This is a genomic window from Anaerospora sp. (assembly GCF_032013335.1).
Taxonomy (GTDB): domain Bacteria; phylum Bacillota; class Negativicutes; order Sporomusales; family DSM-15969; genus Anaerospora.
The window spans coordinates 1-17,768 of record NZ_DALZUO010000008.1 but is presented as its reverse complement, the minus strand read 5'-3'; the positions used below and the strand labels follow the sequence as shown (position 1 = coordinate 17,768).

Annotated in this window: 14 protein-coding genes; all 14 read left to right on the top strand. The window is 46.0% G+C overall.

Annotated features, from left to right (window positions below):
* The first annotated feature begins 59 nt into the window (after nucleotides 1-59).
* Nucleotides 60-788: a DUF2225 domain-containing protein gene (locus RTR76_RS08620; RefSeq protein WP_312519262.1), complete on the top strand. Its 729-nt coding sequence runs from the start codon at nucleotides 60-62 to the stop codon at nucleotides 786-788.
* Nucleotides 789-965: 177 nt separating this feature from the next.
* Nucleotides 966-2,822 carry a two-component system sensor histidine kinase AtoS gene (gene atoS / locus RTR76_RS08615; protein ID WP_312519260.1) on the top strand — a complete coding sequence of 619 codons (1,857 nt, stop codon included), beginning with the start codon at nucleotides 966-968 and terminating at the stop codon, nucleotides 2,820-2,822.
* Complete coding sequence (locus RTR76_RS08610) at nucleotides 2,803-4,182, top strand: sigma 54-interacting transcriptional regulator (RefSeq protein WP_312519258.1); 1,380 nt, start codon at nucleotides 2,803-2,805, stop codon at nucleotides 4,180-4,182. The genes atoS and RTR76_RS08610 overlap by 20 nt, the downstream gene beginning before the upstream one ends.
* 206 nt (nucleotides 4,183-4,388) lie before the next feature.
* Nucleotides 4,389-5,048, top strand: a complete 660-nt coding sequence (gene atoD, locus RTR76_RS08605; RefSeq protein WP_312519256.1) for an acetate CoA-transferase subunit alpha — start codon at nucleotides 4,389-4,391, stop codon at nucleotides 5,046-5,048.
* Nucleotides 5,049-5,696 carry a 3-oxoacid CoA-transferase subunit B gene (locus RTR76_RS08600; RefSeq protein ID WP_312519254.1) on the top strand — a complete coding sequence of 216 codons (648 nt, stop codon included), beginning with the start codon at nucleotides 5,049-5,051 and terminating at the stop codon, nucleotides 5,694-5,696.
* 4 nt (nucleotides 5,697-5,700) lie between these two features.
* On the top strand, nucleotides 5,701-7,023 hold the full coding sequence (locus RTR76_RS08595; protein WP_312519252.1) for a TIGR00366 family protein: 1,323 nt from the start codon (nucleotides 5,701-5,703) through the stop codon (nucleotides 7,021-7,023).
* 180 nt (nucleotides 7,024-7,203) lie between these two features.
* The gene (locus RTR76_RS08590) at nucleotides 7,204-7,698 is read left to right on the top strand and encodes a TRAP transporter small permease (RefSeq protein WP_312519593.1); all 495 of its coding nucleotides are present in this window, start codon (nucleotides 7,204-7,206) and stop codon (nucleotides 7,696-7,698) included.
* Nucleotides 7,698-8,990: a TRAP transporter large permease gene (locus tag RTR76_RS08585; RefSeq protein ID WP_312519250.1), complete on the top strand. Its 1,293-nt coding sequence runs from the start codon at nucleotides 7,698-7,700 to the stop codon at nucleotides 8,988-8,990. The genes RTR76_RS08590 and RTR76_RS08585 overlap by 1 nt, the downstream gene beginning before the upstream one ends.
* A 40-nt stretch (nucleotides 8,991-9,030) precedes the next feature.
* Entirely contained in the window at nucleotides 9,031-10,050 is a 1,020-nt protein-coding gene (locus RTR76_RS08580) for a TRAP transporter substrate-binding protein (protein ID WP_312519248.1), read from the top strand.
* 159 nt (nucleotides 10,051-10,209) lie between these two features.
* Nucleotides 10,210-12,024 carry a sensor histidine kinase gene (locus RTR76_RS08575; protein WP_312519246.1) on the top strand — a complete coding sequence of 605 codons (1,815 nt, stop codon included), beginning with the start codon at nucleotides 10,210-10,212 and terminating at the stop codon, nucleotides 12,022-12,024.
* Nucleotides 12,021-12,770 (top strand): response regulator, encoded by a 750-nt coding sequence (locus RTR76_RS08570; protein ID WP_312519244.1) that lies wholly within the window; start codon nucleotides 12,021-12,023, stop codon nucleotides 12,768-12,770. Before RTR76_RS08575 ends, RTR76_RS08570 begins: the two co-directional genes overlap by 4 nt.
* A gap of 15 nt (nucleotides 12,771-12,785) precedes the next feature.
* Nucleotides 12,786-13,907, top strand: coding sequence for a Gfo/Idh/MocA family oxidoreductase (locus RTR76_RS08565; protein WP_312519241.1), 1,122 nt, complete (start codon nucleotides 12,786-12,788; stop codon nucleotides 13,905-13,907).
* Nucleotides 13,908-14,074: 167 nt separating this feature from the next.
* Entirely contained in the window at nucleotides 14,075-15,568 is a 1,494-nt protein-coding gene (locus RTR76_RS08560; protein WP_312519238.1) for a tagaturonate reductase, read from the top strand.
* Nucleotide 15,569: 1 nt separating this feature from the next.
* Nucleotides 15,570-17,060, top strand: coding sequence for an altronate dehydratase family protein (locus RTR76_RS08555; RefSeq protein ID WP_312519235.1), 1,491 nt, complete (start codon nucleotides 15,570-15,572; stop codon nucleotides 17,058-17,060).
* The last annotated feature ends 708 nt before the right edge of the window (nucleotides 17,061-17,768 follow it).

Sequence of the window (17,768 nt, the reverse complement as noted above, 5' to 3'; positions counted from 1 at the left end):
GGTATCTATAAAAACATTCGCTTTTATGGTATGGTTATATTACCAGGGAGGGATGTTTAATGGCTGTAGAGCCGATTTTTACTACTGACAAGGATTGTCCGGTATGCAAAAAAACCTTTTCCGCAACTAAGGCACGTACCCGCTTAACAATGCTTAAGCAAGACAGTGATTACTGCACTTACTATAAAGAAGTGAATCCCAATTTTTATGCAATATGGGTTTGCCCTCATTGCGGTTATGCGGCGATGGATACCTATTTTGCTGAGCAAACTGCTGCGGCGGTTGATAAGATACGAACTTTTCTTACTGGCCGTGCGGTTAATGTGAATTTCAGCGGACCCCGTACGCGTGAGCAGGCCATTGCTACTTATAAATTAGCAATTTTTTATGCTGAATTAAGCAGCGCCTTAAACAGCCGGCTAGGAGCATTGTATCTCAGACTGGCATGGCTTTACCGGGAAGGTGAAGAACAGGAGCCAGAGCAGCTGGCCCTTGATAAAGCCCGTACTTATTATGAACAGGCACTTTTAAAAGAGCGCCTGCCGATTGGCAATATGAGTCAAATGGCGTTGGAGTATCTAATTGGTGAGCTGCTGCGCCGCACTGGCAAACTAGAAATGGCGTTATCCTATCTGGGTAAGGTGGTAGGCAATCCATTAGCCAAACTGGAGAACCGGGTACTGCAATTGGCAAAGGCAGCCTGGCATCAAACGAGGGACGCCAAAAAACAGCTGGCTGCTGCGGCAAAAGAGAACGGACAGGAACCACAGCAGGCATCTGCCAAGTAAATATAAGAAATGAGCGAAAAGGATGACGGGAAGAACCGTCATCCTTTTTTTAATTGGTGAAAGTGTTTCAATGGAACTTGAAAGTGGTAAACTGGAATTCTGTTCCATTGGCATAATAGTTGCATGATATTACAATATAGCTACACGATACGATCTGCGTGAATACGGAGGATAGTTATGAAGGGGTTTTGGCCAGCAAATTTGCGTGGTAAGATGATTATTCTTACTTTGCTTGTTGTTACCATTCCGATGGTGGTAGCGGGATATATTATGAAAACCGATGCAGAGGCGGCTTTGCTTGCAGAAAAGGAGCGAAAACTGTTCGGTGCTGCCAGGCTGCTGGAGCAAAATATTGGCAGCGGTTTTAATGAAATACTGATTAGAGAAAATGCAGAACAGGCGGATGGGAACGCGAAGCTCAAAGTACTTAATCAAGCTTTGGCTGGATTTACTGATAGGGTAGCGGCCGTATATCCCGGCGTTGGAGCAGGTTACTATGTGTACACACCGGATGTGCAGGGCATTGTAACTTACGGTCCCAGCAGTCTTTACTCCGGCAAAGTAGGAGTGGTCATCGGTGAGCAGCATCCGGGAATGATGGTCATGCGTACCGGCGAGAGCCGGGTGCAGGTAGGTCCATTGGTGAGAGGGAGCATTATGAATGCCATGGTGCCGATCATTCGCAATGAACAGGTAATCGGCTATGTATGGGCTAATGAATTAACCGATGATATTCAGATGCAAATTGCGGACATGGAACGCAATATATTTTGGTCGGTTGGTGTTGGTATGGCGCTCAGTATTATCCTGATTTTATGGTTTGCCGATACCATTGTCAGCGGAGTGAATACCATTAAAGAGGGCTTGAGGCGTATGGAAAAGGACCTCAAAATTCCTATTACAGGGCCAACGGGTGAAATCGGTGAAATTGCAGCAGCTATTAATAATATGGCCAAATCGCTTGTAGAAGCGCGAACGTTAACTGAGCATATTATGGATAGTATGACAGACGGTATCATTACGGTTGACAATCACGGAGTGATAACATCTCTTAATCAAGCGGCTGAACGCCTGACCGGGTATGAGGCAGAGGAAATTGTCGGCGTCGCATATGAAAAAGTATTTTGCCATGGGAAGCGGTTCAATAGTCTGCTTCTTGATACGCTCCGGACGGGTAAGAGCCATCTCGGCCAGGAGACTGATTATCCGGTGCGGACCGGAACCATTCATATTAGTACCAGTACGACCCGTCTGCGCAATGCGAATGAGGAAATAATCGGAGCAGTTGTTGTTTTCCGTGATCTTACAGCCAATCACCGTTTGGAACAGCAGGTCAAACGGGCGGACCGGCTGGCAGCCCTGGGGGAATTGATGGCAGGAGTAGCTCATGAGGTGCGAAACCCTCTTACCAGTATTAAAGGATTTGTTCAATATCTGGCTGATTCAGACAGTGAGGAAGAACGCCGCGAATACACCCCCATTATTATCAGGGAAGTAGACCGAGTGAACCGGATTATTGAAGAACTGCTGTATTTTGCCCGCCCCAACCCGGCGTCTATTACTACGGTTGACGTAAACAACCTGCTAGAACAAACACTGGTGCTTGTTAAAAATAAAACCGTTCGTAATCTGGTGGAATTTGATTTGCAGATGGCGGCAGACCTTCCGCTTGTCGAAATGGATGCCGAACAATTTAAACAAGTGTTTCTAAATCTGGTGATCAACGCGATGCAAGCTATGCAGAGACAGGGAATAATTACAATACGAACAGCCTGGAATAAAGAAGCATCCCGGGTATGTATTTCTTTTACTGATACTGGTGTGGGAATTGCAGAACAAGATGCAGTTAAAATTTTTGATCCCTTTTACACCACTAAAGAAACCGGTACCGGTCTTGGATTGCCCGTGGTTCATCGCATTGTCACGGCCCACCAGGGACAAATCAAGGTAGACAGCGTTGTCGGGCAGGGAACGACTATCACGGTAAATATTCCCCTTCGGCAAAGAGGAGAGGATGAAGATCATGCGGTCTAATTGGACGATTTTGGTAGTTGATGATGAAGAGAGTGTTCGCAAACTGCTGACGGCGGTTTTGAAAAAAGAGGGCTATACAGTTGAGACGGCAGATGATGGGCAGCAGGCTGTTGAAAAAGCCCGTCTTATTAAACCGGCATTAGTGATTATGGATATTCGCATGCCTCATTTGGATGGTTTATCCGCATTTAAGGCGATCCGTGAGGAGAATAAAGAGGTTCTTGTTATATTAATGACTGCTTTTGCTGCAGTGGAAACGGCGGTTGAAGCTGTTAAGCTCGGAGCCTATGATTATATTATTAAGCCGTTTAATATCGATGAAGTAAAACTGCTGATCAAGAGGGCTATGCAAGTACAGACTCTTACGGAAGAAGTAAAGGTGCTGCGCGAGGAATTATACAGTAACTACCGTCTGGACAAGCTGCTGACAAACAGTCCCAAAATGCAGGAGCTATACCGGATTATCGGTAAGGTTGCGAGCACAAATGCAACCGTATTAATCACCGGTGAAAGCGGCACAGGCAAAGAACTGATTGCCAACACGATTCATTATAACAGCCAGCGCAGCCATGGGCCGCTGATTAAAATTAATTGTGGCGCCTTGCCGGAATCCTTGCTGGAAAGCGAGTTATTTGGTCATGAAAAAGGTGCATTTACCGGTGCTGCAGCACGTAAACTGGGGCGCTTTGAGCTGGCAAATAAAGGAACGATTTTCTTGGATGAAATTGGTGAGGTTTCACAGGCCTTGCAGGTAAAGTTGCTGCGGGTGCTGCAAGAACGGGAGTTTGAGCGGGTAGGTGGAACAGAGCCGATTAAGACCGATATTCGCATAATTGCTGCGACAAATCGCTGCTTAGAGGAAATGGTGGCGAAAGGTACTTTCCGGGAAGATCTGTATTACCGGCTGAATGTCGTATATATTCATGTACCGCCTTTGCGTGAACGAAGAGAAGATATTCCTTTATTAGCTGACTACTTTTTGCACAAGTATGCCCAGGAAAACAATAAAACCATGTCCATGTTTGATCAGGAAACCTGTTCACTGCTAGCAGATTATCACTGGCCTGGCAACGTGCGTGAACTGGCCAATGTTGTCGAAAGGGCAGTGATTATGAGCACCGGCTGTGTTATTTTTCCCGAGGATTTGCCTCAGTCGCTCAGTCGTCAGCAAATTCTTGCAATGGAAGCAAGCAGCGATTATACAGGTCAGTCTCTGAAGGAAATTATTAAACAGGTCGAGCGCAATATCATTAAACAGGCACTTGCCAATAATAATGGCAATAAGGTGAAAACTGCCAAAGACCTTGCTATGAGCAGAAGGGCGTTGCTTTATAAAATTGAAGAGTATGAACTTTGCTAGTACCTAGCCAAAAGTTTAGTTGATAAGGTACTGCTGTATAAAAAATAGTCACTGTGCAACAAATATCAGCTTTTCTCTACTTGTTTCCGGCTTTTGCGTACTGCAAAAGCTGTTTTTTTTACGCTATTTTCATTGGCATGACTCTTGCAATATGCAATGTGGAATACTATTTCATCAATTAACACAATTCCAGGAGGTGCTGCCACATGGACAAACTAACAACAATCCAGCAAGTTTCTGCCTCTTTTCAGACCGGAATGACGGTAATGATTGGCGGATTTCTGGCTGTTGGTACTCCAACTGTTCTAGTAAATGCGTTGCTTGAAACAGGAGTGAATGATTTAACGCTGATTGGCAATGATACTGCTTTCCCTGACAGCGGTGTTGGTGTACTTGTCGTTAACAAGCGAGTAAAAAAAGCAATTGTTTCGCACATCGGCACGAATCCCGAGACCGGACGACAAATGATGGCCGGTGAAATGCAAGTCGATCTGGTACCACAGGGAACGTTGGCTGAAAGAATCAGAGCTGCAGGTGCCGGACTGGGGGGAGTGCTTACTCCTACCGGTGTAGGTACGATTGTAGAGGAAGGTAAACAGAAGTTAACTGTCGACGGTACGGAGTATTTGCTGGAAAAGGCGCTTAAAGCTGATCTTGCCCTTATCAAAGCCAAAAAGGCGGACAAAGCGGGGAATCTAATTTACAACAAATCGGCCCGTAACTTTAACCCGGTGATGGCCTTGGCTGCTGACCTGGTAATTGCTGAAGTGGAGGAGCTTGTTGAAGTTGGACAGCTTGATCCTGATGAAGTTATGACCCCCGGCATATTAGTTGACAAAATCATCGTTTCAGGGGAGGCGAAATAGATGGAAGCAAAAGAGATTATCGCCCGCCGTGTTGCGGCAGAGCTCAAAGACGGGGATGTTGTGAATCTTGGTATCGGCTTGCCGACGCTGGTAACTAATTATTTACCGGAAGGAATTACTGTTACCCTCCATTCGGAGAATGGTTTTACCGGCCTTGGGCCAGTACAGGGCGAGCCTGATCCTGATCTTGTTAACGCCGGAGGAAAACCAGCCGGAATTCTTCCGGGCGGTGCCGTATTTGACAGCCTTATGTCCTTTACACTGGTAAGAGGCGGTCATGTAGATGTAACCGTACTTGGCGGCCTCCAGGCTGACCAGCACGGCAATCTGGCTAATTGGATGGTTCCAGGCAAAATGGTTCCTGGTATGGGCGGAGCAATGGATCTGGTAGCAGGTGCCAAAAAAGTAATCGTTGCGATGGAGCATACTGCTAAGGGAGCTCCTAAGATCCTGAAAGAATGCACATTGCCACTGACCGGCAAAGGCGTAGTTTCCATGATTGTAACGGAACTGGCAGTTTTCCGGATCACCGAAGGAAAGCTGATTTTGGAAGAAATTGCTCCAGGCGTTGATGTTGCAGCTGTTAAAGCAGGTACTGAAGCAGAATTTATTGTTCACTCTGAAATAACGACGATGAAAGGACTGTAATACGATGATACAAGCAATATCCCGAGCCCTTACTACTTTTGTAGGCCGGTTTTTACCTGATCCGCTGGTTTTTGCTATCCTATTGATTATTTTGACATTCATTTTGGGGATCACGCTCACACCAAGCAGCCCCATGGATATGGTTAATATGTTTGGTGACGGTTTCTGGAATCTTCTGGCATTCTCTATGCAGATGGCGCTCGTATTAGTTACCGGTCATGCTTTGGCAAGTTCGCCCTTGCTGCGCAGGGGAATGAGCAGCCTGGCTTCGCTGGCAAAAACGCCGGCTCAGGGTGTTATGCTCGTTACTTTTATGTCGGCGATTTGCTGCATTATCAACTGGGGCTTTGGTTTGGTCGTAGGTGCGCTGTTTGCCCGCGAAGTGGCCCGGCGGGTGCCTAAATCAGACTATCGTTTGCTGATTGCCAGTGCTTATATCGGCTTCCTTACCTGGCACGGCGGTTTGTCCGGCTCTGTTCCGTTAGTAGCTGCCACGAAAGGAAATCCGATAGAAAAATTGGCAGGCATTATTCCCTTATCCCAAACTATTTTCACTCCTTACAATATCTTTATTACAGTTGCGCTTATTGTAACGCTGCCATTCTTGTGCCGTATGATGATGCCTAAAGAAAGTGATGTAATTGCAGTTGATCCGGCACTTCTTGCAGAAGAACCTTCTACTGCCAAAAAACTTGGACCTAATGCTACTTTTGCGGAAAAATTAGAAGAAAGTCCGCTTCTGTCCTTGGTAATCGGCGTTTTCGGTACGATTTATCTGATTATGTATTTTATGAAAAACGGCTTTAATATGAACATCAATACCGTTAACCTTATATTCTTTACTGCCGGTATCGTATTGCACAAAACACCGATGTCGTACATGCGGGCCGTAACGAATGCTGCTCGTGGAACTGCCGGGATTCTTGTTCAATTCCCGTTATATGCGGCTATTCAGGTTATGATGGAACATTCCGGGCTGGGCGGCATTATTACAAACTGGTTTGTTAATATTGCCACAAAAGAAACATTCCCTGTTTTGGCCTTCTTTAGCTCCGGGATCATTAATTTTGCAGTTCCTTCCGGTGGTGGTCACTGGGTTGTACAAGGTCCGTTTGTCATTCCGGCCGCTCAGGCTCTGGGTGCTGATTTAGGAAAAGCTGCAATGGCAATTGCTTACGGAGAAGCGTGGATGAATATGGCGCAGCCTTTCTGGGCGCTGCCGGCGTTGGCTATTGCAGGTCTTGGTGTTCGCGATATCATGGGGTATTGTGTAACCTCCCTGATTTGGTCTGGTATTATCTTCATTGTTGGTCTGCACTTCTTCTAAATAAACAAATCACGATAAGCTGCTTACTTTTGCCATATGGTAAAAGTAAGCAGCTTTATTTTTTAAACATCTAAAAAAAACACAAAAAATTCAAAAAAAACAGTATCACACTATAAAGAGGCAAGCAGGTACAATAGTAAAGAAAAGAATATTCAAACAAAGGGGGTAAGATAAGTGCAAATGCTGCGCAAATTTGTATTAGCTGTGGATAATTGGCTGGAAACATTTGCTTTGTTAGCGCTGCTTTCAATGATTTTCATTGTTACTATGCAGGTCGTGACGCGGAAATTATTTAATTTTGTTTTCTTTTGGTCTGAAGAAGTTACGCTGCTGTTGTTAGTGTGGTTTGCTTTTATGGGAATGGCGATCGGCTTCAGAGAAGGTCTTCATTTGGCAATGGACACAATTGACAGTTATTTACCAGTTAAGCTTGTCACTATATTGGATCGTTTTATTGAAATTTGTACGTTTGCTTTTGGACTTTATTTAATTATTCAAGGTTTTGATTTTACCGTTCTTATGAGTGAATCAACATTGCCGGCAACAAAATTGCCTTCTAGCGTAGTCTACGCCGTAATGCCCGTAAGCGGGATCATGGTCTGTGCCTATGCAGCACTGCAGTTTTTTGGTGTTGATACCCGTCGGCATCAGGGACTGGAAGAGGGGGCTGAATAATGGAAGATCAAGCAATAGCATCAATTTTATTGGGAGTAAGCTTCTTAGTACTGATCCTGCTCCGTTTTCCAATCGCTCTTACACTGGTCGGATCGACAATGCTTACTGTTATGTATATGGATATTCCTCTGCCGGTAGTCGGGCAGCAAATGATTCAAGGAATTAGCAGTTATTCGCTTCTGGCGATTCCGTTCTTTATTTTGACCGGACAAATAATGGGTGAAGGCGGTCTGGCCTTGCGGCTGGTAAACATGGCCAATCTGTTGGTTGGACGTGTGCGGGGCGGCTTGGCGCTTGTCAATAGTGTAGCCTGTATGTTTTTTGGTAATATCTCAGGTTCGGCAGTAGCAGATGCATCTTCAGTTGGTTCGGTTATGATTCCCATGATGCAAAAAAAAGGTTACGATGCTGACTATTCTGTGGGTGTAACAATTTCGTCGGCTATTCAGGGCGTAGTTGTGCCTCCCAGTCATAATTTGGTGCTTTACTCCATTGCCGCAGGCGGTATTTCAATAAAAGCATTATTTTTAGCAGGTATCGTACCTGGTTTTGTCCTATTAACTTCTCTAATGGTTACTGGCTATGTTATTGCGGTAAAGCGGGGGTATCAAAAAAGTGATCCCGTTCCTCGCAGTGAGATCCCGGGCATTCTGACGCATGGTATCCTTTCTATGACACCAGCTGTCATTATTCTAGGCGGTATTATAACCGGCTGGTTCACGGCAACTGAATCCGGAGCGATGGCTGCCACTTATGCATTCGTGCTTGCCTTCCTGGGATACCGGGAAGTACCGATTACGCGCATGTGGACTGTGCTTAAGCGGACGTTTCGAATTGTACTGATGGTATTTTTCCTGATTGCAGCTTCCAATGCTTTTGGCTGGATGCTGGCTTATCTGAAAATACCTGATTTAATTACACAATTATTTTTGGAAGTATCAAACAACCCGTTTGTGATTTTACTGCTCATAAACATCCTGTTGCTCATTTTAGGCGGTCCAATGGATATGGCTCCGATGATTCTCATTATGACGCCGATATTATTACCGGTAGCAGTTAAATTGGGGATGGACCCTGTTCACTTTGGCATCCTGCTAATCTTGAATTCAGGGATGGGTTTATTGACACCACCGGTTGGGACGGTATTGTTTGTTGGATGTGCAATTGGTAAAATATCGGTACACGCTGGCACCAAGGCAATGTTACCTTTCTTTTATGCCATGATAGTTGTACTGATGCTCATAACCTATATTCCGCAGATTTCAATGTGGCTGCCCACAATGTTTAAATAACTAAGGGGATATTCCCAAAAAATTTTAGGGGGATGAATATATGAGATCTAAAAAACTAGCAACTGCTGTCCTGTCCTTATTGGTTGCCGGATCACTGCTGTTCGCCGGCTGTGGTCAAAAACAAGCTGCGCCTGCTGGTGAGAAAAAAGAAGGGGCTAAATTTACGCTTCGGTTGGCAGAAACTCATCCACCAGATTACCCTACCACTTTAGGTGATAAGAAATTTGCTGAACTAGTTGGTGAACGGAGTAACGGCCGTATTAAAGTTGAAGTATTTCCGTCTGCTCAGCTAGGAGAAGAAAAAGCAGTTATCGAGCAAGTTCAACTGGGTGCTATTGAAATGACCCGCGTAAGCTCTGCTCCGCTCGCTGAGTTTAATAAACAATATGGCGCAATGTCATTGCCTTATATTTTTGATAACGATGAACACCTGTGGAAATTCCTTGAAGGCCCAATGGGCGTTCAAATGTTGGACGGCTTGGAAAAATCCAAGATGAAAGGCCTGGCTTATTATGATTCCGGTGCTCGCAGCTTCTATGGCCGTACACCGTTAAAAAGCCTGAATGATATTAAAGGCCTCAAAATTCGCGTTCAACAGAACAAAATCAACATGGATATGATGTCTGCTTTAGGTGCCAGCGCAACTCCTATGGGATATGGCGAAGTATTTAGCGCGCTGCAGACAGGCGTTATTGATGCCGCAGAAAACAATTATCCTAGCTACTACTCCTCCAATCATTATCAATCGGCCAAGAATTTCATTCTTGATAAACATCAACGGGTTCCTGAAGTATTGCTGATCAGCAAGATTCATTGGGATAAAATGTCCGACGATGACAAGAAACTAATTAAGCAAGCCGCTCTTGATTCTGTAAAATTCCAACGGGACGCATGGGCTAAATACGAAAAAGAATCAGAAGCCAAACTGCGTGAAGCTGGTGTAACCATTACGGAAGTATCTGATGTCAAACCTTGGCAGGATGCTGTAAAACCGGTTATTGACAAATATCAAGCTGACTTCAAAGACGTATTGGATGCAATTGCTCAAGCACGTAAATAATAGTAGTGTTATTCCCGGAACCTAAAGTGCAGTCCGGAATGTAATCCTCTCAACTCCAGCGAGGCTGCCTGCCTCGCTGGAGTTTTTAAAATCTTCAGAGGTATCCGACAGTCATTTGCCGAAATTGATAAGTAAATTTTAAATATTAGGTGAAGGTATATGCGTCTATTGCGGTTTTGGCTGTCTGACACGCCTCTGACATCGAAGTTGTTTATCTTTTCTGCATTGCTTATCATTGTGCCGTTGCTGATTGTAGGCCTGATATCCTACCACCAGTCTTCGGTTGAACTGGAAGAAGAGGCTCGCCAGTATAGTTGGCAGGTCATGGAGCAGATAGAATCACATGTGGAGTATTATGTACGTGATTTGGAGATTACTTCTTTAAAAATTCTTAATCATCCTGATTTGGCTGAACTAGTTAAGGCCGAACCCAAAGTCGGGGAGAAGTATGAAACCATTCGGAAACAGGTGGAAGTTATGCTGAGAAATGCCGCCTATTCCGGTTCGGAAATTTCAAATATTACAGTTATCCTCGATGGAGCAGAGATTGTCGACAGCGATGGACATATTCCGGAAGGGGCCGCAATTAATGTAACTGGCGAAAGATGGTTTTCCGTCATTCCCTATAACGGCGGATCTTTGCTCTTTACTCGTATTCTGCAGCATGAAGTGAGGCATGAGCCGGTAATGACCCTGGCGCGGCGAATTTATAGTCCCCAGACGCTGGAGCCGGTAGGAATATTGTTAGTGGATGTTAATTACCGCCGTATTAAGGACATTGCTGATAAGGTCAGCGTTACCCGCAATGGATATTTCTATATTCTGGACAGCGAAGGCCATTATGTGTATCATCCGGATGAGAAAAAGTTAGGTAAAGTACTGGAAAAATTAGACTTCTCTCTGTTTACTCAGGCAGACGAAGGCACTTCACTGCGGGTCAATAAGGGGGAGGACTTTCTAACCTTTAGTCATTCTGCTAATTTGGGCTGGCGTTTTGTTACATCGATTCCCTATGCTGAACTGAGCCGTCCGGCAGGTCGTATCGGTGAGACGGTATTGCTGACTACTCTCCTTACGTTGGCAGCCGCTTATATTTTAGGCGTTTTTTTTGCGGCTTCGCTCATCCGGCCTATCCGGCGCCTGCAGCATTTTATGCGGCAGGTCGAAGTGGGGGATTTTAGTGCTCGCGTACTTGTTGAGACTGGCGATGAATTAGGGCAGCTTTCAAAAGGCTTCAATAAAATGGTGGAAAAACTGGCAAGTCTGGTGGAAGAGGTTTATTTTTCTAAGCTGCGTGAAACAGAAGGGGCCCTCAGAAGTAAAGAAATGGAATTAAAAGTTTTACAATCCCAGATTAATCCTCATTTTCTTTATAATTCACTGGAAACGATCCGGGGAATGGCCCTTGATAAAGATGCAGAAGATATTGCCACTATGTCGGCAGCGTTAGGGCAATTACTGCGCTACAATCTACGCAGTAAAGTGCCGGTAGTGCCGCTGCGCGATGAAATTCGCGTTTGCCAGGTGTACCTGCAAATACAGCAGTTCCGGTTTGAGGGACAATTTACGTATCGGTTTTGCATCCCTAACTGGGCCTGGGATTTGTCCATGATCAAATTTTCGCTGCAGCCTCTAATTGAAAATTGTTTTACCCACGGTATGGGCATGGCGGGCCAGCCGCTGGAAATTGTCATTACTGCTTGTCAGCGGGATGAGCAGTCTTTTGTTATCGAAGTTAGTGACAATGGTCCGGGAATTGATCAGGCTACTCTGGAACGTATTCGTGCTGATTTGCAGCAAAAAGATATTAGTCAAGGCGGGCACAGTATCGGACTGGTTAATGTGCATCGTCGAATCAGCCGTATATACGAAGCTGATTACGGTTTATCTGTGGAAAGCACTCTTGGCGAAGGAACGGTAGTAACACTGAGAATGCCGCTGTCAGTTGCAATACAGAAAGGGGATGCAGTATGAACAGCATGCTGTTAGTAGATGATGAACGGTGGGTGCGAACCGCATTGCGCCACACGATTGAAAAATTGAATAAGCCATTTCAAATTCAGCATGAATGTTCAAATGGCCTTGAGGCGCTTGATTGGCTGCAAAATAATAAGGTTGATCTGGTGATTAGCGATATACGGATGCCGGTGATGGATGGTCTTGCTTTTGTTGAGCAGCTTCGTCAGCAGCAGGAGAAACAAGATGTCATTTTGATTACCGTTCATGACGATTTTCAATATGTTCAAAAGGCATTACGCAGTGGCGTATTTGATTATCTGGTGAAGCCGGTTGATCCGGCTGAATTGGATATTTGCCTGGGAAAGTGGCTCCGGTTATGTCAGAGCCGCCAAGTGGAAGCAGCAGTGGAAAAACTACCGGATGCGAACACTTTATCAACTATCCAGCAAGTGCTGCGCTATATAACTAAGACTCCTCCCGGTGATGTAACGCTAGCCGACGCGGCAAAATGCGTTCATATGAACCCCTCTTACCTTAGTCAGCTATTTAAACAGGAAATGCATATTAACTTTATTGATTATGTAAGCAGCTTGCGAATTAAAGAAGCCAAGCTATTATTAACAAGTACAACACTGCGCATATCAGAAATTGCCTGTCGCTTGGGCTATAGTGATATTGCCTATTTCAGCAATATGTTTCGTAAGTTGACTGGTGTGAGTCCCTCTGAATACAGAAAAAGCTTAGAAAAAAATATTCAGTAAAGGCTGGTAGCAAGTATGGAAAAGATCCGGTTTGCACTTGTTGGCAGCGGTGCAATTGCTCCGACCCATGCACAAGTGCTGAGTCGAATTGAGACTGCCGAATTGGCAGCTGTCTATTCCCGGTCATGCGCTAAAGGGAGAGCGCTTGCAGAGCAATTTGGCAGCAGGTTTTTTGCAGATTACCAGGAACTGCTGGAAAGCAGCATAGATGCTGTTGCGATTTGTACGCCCAGCGGTGTTCATGCCGATTTTGCTGTTCAGGCAGCACGGGCGGGTAAACATGTATTGATTGAAAAACCCCTGGAGATTTCTCTGGAGAGAGCAGATGCCATTATAAAGGCCTGTGAGCAGTACGGGGTGCAGCTTGGTGTTATCTTTCAGCGCCGGTTCAGTCCGGGAGTGGTCCGGTTGAAAGAAATGGTTACTCAGGGAAAACTGGGAAAACTGAGTTTCGCGGGGTGTTATGCTAAGCTGTATCGCAGTCAGGAATATTACGATAGTGGCGCGTGGCGCGGTACGTGGCAGCTGGATGGCGGCGGAGTGCTGATGAATCAAGGGATTCACTATGTGGATTTGTTACAATACCTGGCCGGACCAGTGACCGAAGTAACGGCTCATTGTGCTACGGCGGGACATGAACGGATAGAGGTTGAAGATACGGCAGCCGCGACAGTTGCGTTTGCCAATGGTGCAATCGGGGTTATTGAGGCAACAACAAATGCTTATCCAGGCCTAGCTTCAAAAATTGAGCTGTATGGCAGTGAAGGTACTGCTATTATTGAAAATGATGATTTAGTCTACTACTGCTTAAAGTCGGGTGAGCAATACAGTGCAAGTGCTGCTGCCGAACAAGTAGGTGTGAGCAGCCCGCAGGTGACGGACGAGAATCATGAACAGCAGTTCCGGCAATTTATTACTGCTATTCAGAATAAGGAGTCGGTCAAAGTAAGTGGGACTGAGGGTCGAAAGTCACTGGAAATCATCCTCGCCCTTTATAAGTCCGCTTTTCTGGGAATGACGGTGACTCTGCCGCTTAGGGACAGCTTATTCTTAAAAGAGCTGGCTGATCAATCGGCGATACAAAAAGGATTTCCCGTAAATTTGAAGATCAGCGCCTTATCGGCTTTAAAACAGTAGGATGATGGCGAGGCTATTTTTCGCAAACCAAGGCGAAGGAGGGAGGCATACCGGATGTATGCTGACCGACGACAACGAAGGGTTGCGGAAAATAGATCGTCAGTATTCACTGGATTAGGGCTGACAAGGTGCTCGCAGTCAGCAGTAAAATAGGGGAGGAAAATAATATGCAACAACTTAATCGAAACGCAGCAGGTATTACCGGATCAGTTCAATTGCCCGAGCGGGTACTGCAATTTGGCGAAGGTAATTTTCTGCGGGCTTTTGTAGACTGGAAATTTCACCAGCTGAATAAACAAGGTTTATTCAATGGCAGTGTGGTTGTCGTACAGCCTATTGCCGAAGGCTTAGTACCATTAATCAATGAGCAGGAAGGCCTGTTTACACTGCTGCTCAGGGGATTGCAGGACGGCAAGCCTGTTGAAAAGACTGAAATCATTTCCTCCATCAGCCGCGGTATTAACCCTTATAAAGAATGGAATGAATATTTGCTCTGCGCTGAAAACAGGGATATTGAATTTATTGTATCCAATACGACAGAGGCCGGTATTGCCTATGAAAGTACCGACCGGCCAGAGATGACACCTCCCGCATCTTTCCCTGCCAAGCTGGCTCTATATCTGTACCATCGTTATTGTCATTTTGAAGGTGACCCAGCAACGGGAATGGTAATTTTGCCATGTGAATTAATTGACCGCAATGGAGATAATTTGAAAGCTATTGTACTGCGGCTGGCTGAAGAGTGGCAATGGCCGCAGGAGTTTTCCGCGTGGCTTAAGGAACATAATTACTTCCTGAATACGCTTGTTGATCGCGTTGTGACCGGATATCCCCGCGATGAGGCAGCGGCGCTGACGGAAAGACTGGGCTATGAAGACAAATTGCTCAATGCGGGGGAACTGTTTCACCTGTGGGTAATTGAAGGGCCGTCTCATCTAGCAAAGCGGCTGCCTTTTGCTGAGGCTGGTCTTAATGTAGTCTGGACAGACGATATGGCGCCCTATCGTACCCGTAAAGTGCGGATATTAAATGGCGGACATACTTGCTCCGTACCGGCAGCCTTTCTTTATGGTCTCGATACCGTTGGTGAAATGATGGATCACGAAATTATGGGCGCTTTTGTTCGCCAGGCCGTGTATGATGAAATCGTACCATCTATTAAGCTCGATAAGAACTTAATGACTGATTTCGCCAATTCGGTAATAGAGCGCTTTCAAAACCCCTACATTAAGCATTATTTGCTGAGTATTTTACTTAACTCATCGTCCAAATTTAAAACCCGTGTGCTGCCCTCTATCCTGGAATATCAGGAGCAGCACGGAAAACTGCCGGAGAAGTTGGTAGTTTCGCTGGCAGCCCTGATTAGTGTATACAAAGATGGAAAAATTGAAGGCTCAGGCATGCAGGCAAAGCGAAACAAGGGGACATTTGAAATGAAGGATGACTTGCCTGCGCTCGAGTTTTTTGTTGAGACCTGGTCGAAATATGACAATACCACGCAGGGCGCCTTGTCTGTTGCCAAAGTGGTGCTAGCTAATACTGCCATGTGGGGCCGGGATTTGAATCAGGTACCAGGCTTAACGGAAAAAACAGCGGATTATTTGTATAAAATTACTGCAAGCGGCATTCAAACAGTAGTGAAAGAGCTGGTGGCACGGTAATATGGCAATACTGGTCATTCATGAACGAGATAATGTAGCTGTTACTATCAGCGATATAAAAAAAGGCGAAAAGGTAGCTTATGGTTCGTCAGAACTGACTGCATTAGAGAATATTGACAAAGGGCATAAAATTGCCTTGCGCGATATTGAGGCTGGCGAGAATGTTATTAAATATGGTTTTGCTATTGGTAAGACCAATACTCCGGTGAAAGCCGGGCAATGGCTGCATACGCATAATGTAAAAACAAATCTTGGCGAGGTGCTGGATTATCAGTATTCACCGGACCCTGTATATCATGAAGTCTCAGGGCAATGCGGCAAGACCTTTCGCGGCTATCGACGCGATGATGGTACAGTCGGTATTCGCAATGAGGTATGGATTATTCCTACTGTAAGCTGCGTAAACCGGGCAGCCCAGTTGATCGCTAAAACAGCTCAGGCTGATTTGGCTGCGCTGCCGAATGTTGACGGCATTTACGAGTTCACCCATCCTTACGGCTGCTCTCAGCTGGGCGATGATCATCGGACAACCCGCCAAATTCTTATTGATTTGGTTAATCATCCTAATGCGGGTGCAGTATTAGTACTGGGGCTGGGATGTGAAAATAATAACATTCCCGAATTTAAAGCTGCTTTGGGCGATTATGATCCTGAACGGGTGAAGTTCCTTGTTGCTCAGGAGGTGGGGGATGAAATTGCCACTGGACTTGAGCTGATGGAGGAACTGCTGCAGCATGCCAATCGGTACAGCCGCACAGAGTGTCCTGTGTCGGAACTTGTTGTAGGGTTAAAGTGTGGTGGTTCGGATGGGTTCTCCGGCATTACTGCAAATCCCCTGGTAGGGTCCTTCTCAGATGTGCTGATTGGCTGCGGCGGTAGTACTGTACTTACGGAAGTGCCGGAAATGTTTGGCGCAGAGACTATTCTAATGAACCGTGCGCGGGATGAACAAGTATTTGATAAGACAGTCAAGCTGATCAATGATTTTAAACAGTACTTCAAATTTCATAATCAGCCGGTATATGAGAACCCCTCGCCAGGCAATAAAAAGGGCGGTATAACTACACTCGAAGATAAATCGCTTGGCTGCACGCAAAAAGGCGGTCGCAGTACGGTTGTTGATGTACTCGATTATGGTGAGCGGGTAAGCATAAAAGGGCTGAATCTTCTTAATGGACCAGGCAATGATGCCGTGGCTTGTACCGTGCTGGCTGCGTCTGGCTGTCATATGGTACTGTTTACCACCGGCAGAGGTACACCTCTGGGAACTGCTGTTCCTACCATCAAAGTTGCTACAAACAGTGACCTGTTTCAGCACAAGCAGAACTGGATGGATTTTGATGCAGGGCAGCTGCTGGCGGGTAAGACAATGGCAGACGTAACGGACGAGTTCTTTGACTATATCATTGCTGTGGCCTCAGGGCAGGAAACAAAAGCCGAGAAGATGGGGTTTCGGGAGATCGCCATCTTCAAAACCGGCGTCACATTGTAGGGACGGCTGGCGATAAAGGCTCATCTGCGTTGTCAGGCCTGCGGGAGCTCGCTTGCCGTACAGCCGCTGTACTGTCTTCGCTCGCTTCCTCGGCCTTCCTAGCAGCTAAACCTTTCTCGCCAGCCTGAGCTTGGCGGCAGAAGGGGACGTGGGGGGGGACGGGGAAACGGGCTGGATGCAGTTGGTAGTGGATGGCTCCCCTGCGGGGTGCACGGATGGGGAACGGGCTTGTGGCTGTTGGTGGTGGATGGCTCCCCTGCGGGGTGCCCCGACAAGGCGGTGTTATGCTGTGGGCTATGTGTCATTGTGAGGAGCGTAGCGACGCGGCAATCTCATGTTTAGCTTCTCGGCGGTAGGCGCCTGTTGGCAGTAGCTAGGGGGAAACGGGGCTTGTGGCTACTGCTGGTGAATAACTCAACTCCCCCTTGGGGTGCGCGGATAGGAAGGGACGAGGAGAACTGTTATCGCTACTGGTGGTAATGGCTCCCCTAGTGAGGTATACAGGAGTGTGTTAAACTTTGCTGGCGGGGAATACTAGAGTGGGGTGTACTCTGTGTTAGCCGGAAATAAACTGAAAAATTTAAAATAATCCTTTCAATGAGGCAGGAAAAACTGATGTTAGCCAGAAATATAGGAAGTGAACCGGTTTAGTAAACCGGTTTATAAAGCGAGAGGGAGCGTGATCATAGTGATTCCGAAACTAAAAAC

What these genes read in the sequence shown, in the direction of transcription:
- RTR76_RS08620 (WP_312519262.1), top strand. Translation starts at nt 60, where the DNA reads ATGGCTGTAGAGCCGATTTTTACTACTGACAAGGATTGTCCGGTATGC.
- atoS (WP_312519260.1), top strand. Translation starts at nt 966, where the DNA reads ATGAAGGGGTTTTGGCCAGCAAATTTGCGTGGTAAGATGATTATTCTT.
- RTR76_RS08610 (WP_312519258.1), top strand. Translation starts at nt 2,803, where the DNA reads ATGAAGATCATGCGGTCTAATTGGACGATTTTGGTAGTTGATGATGAA.
- atoD (WP_312519256.1), top strand. Translation starts at nt 4,389, where the DNA reads ATGGACAAACTAACAACAATCCAGCAAGTTTCTGCCTCTTTTCAGACC.
- RTR76_RS08600 (WP_312519254.1), top strand. Translation starts at nt 5,049, where the DNA reads ATGGAAGCAAAAGAGATTATCGCCCGCCGTGTTGCGGCAGAGCTCAAA.
- RTR76_RS08595 (WP_312519252.1), top strand. Translation starts at nt 5,701, where the DNA reads ATGATACAAGCAATATCCCGAGCCCTTACTACTTTTGTAGGCCGGTTT.
- RTR76_RS08590 (WP_312519593.1), top strand. Translation starts at nt 7,204, where the DNA reads ATGCTGCGCAAATTTGTATTAGCTGTGGATAATTGGCTGGAAACATTT.
- RTR76_RS08585 (WP_312519250.1), top strand. Translation starts at nt 7,698, where the DNA reads ATGGAAGATCAAGCAATAGCATCAATTTTATTGGGAGTAAGCTTCTTA.
- RTR76_RS08580 (WP_312519248.1), top strand. Translation starts at nt 9,031, where the DNA reads ATGAGATCTAAAAAACTAGCAACTGCTGTCCTGTCCTTATTGGTTGCC.
- RTR76_RS08575 (WP_312519246.1), top strand. Translation starts at nt 10,210, where the DNA reads ATGCGTCTATTGCGGTTTTGGCTGTCTGACACGCCTCTGACATCGAAG.
- RTR76_RS08570 (WP_312519244.1), top strand. Translation starts at nt 12,021, where the DNA reads ATGAACAGCATGCTGTTAGTAGATGATGAACGGTGGGTGCGAACCGCA.
- RTR76_RS08565 (WP_312519241.1), top strand. Translation starts at nt 12,786, where the DNA reads ATGGAAAAGATCCGGTTTGCACTTGTTGGCAGCGGTGCAATTGCTCCG.
- RTR76_RS08560 (WP_312519238.1), top strand. Translation starts at nt 14,075, where the DNA reads ATGCAACAACTTAATCGAAACGCAGCAGGTATTACCGGATCAGTTCAA.
- RTR76_RS08555 (WP_312519235.1), top strand. Translation starts at nt 15,570, where the DNA reads ATGGCAATACTGGTCATTCATGAACGAGATAATGTAGCTGTTACTATC.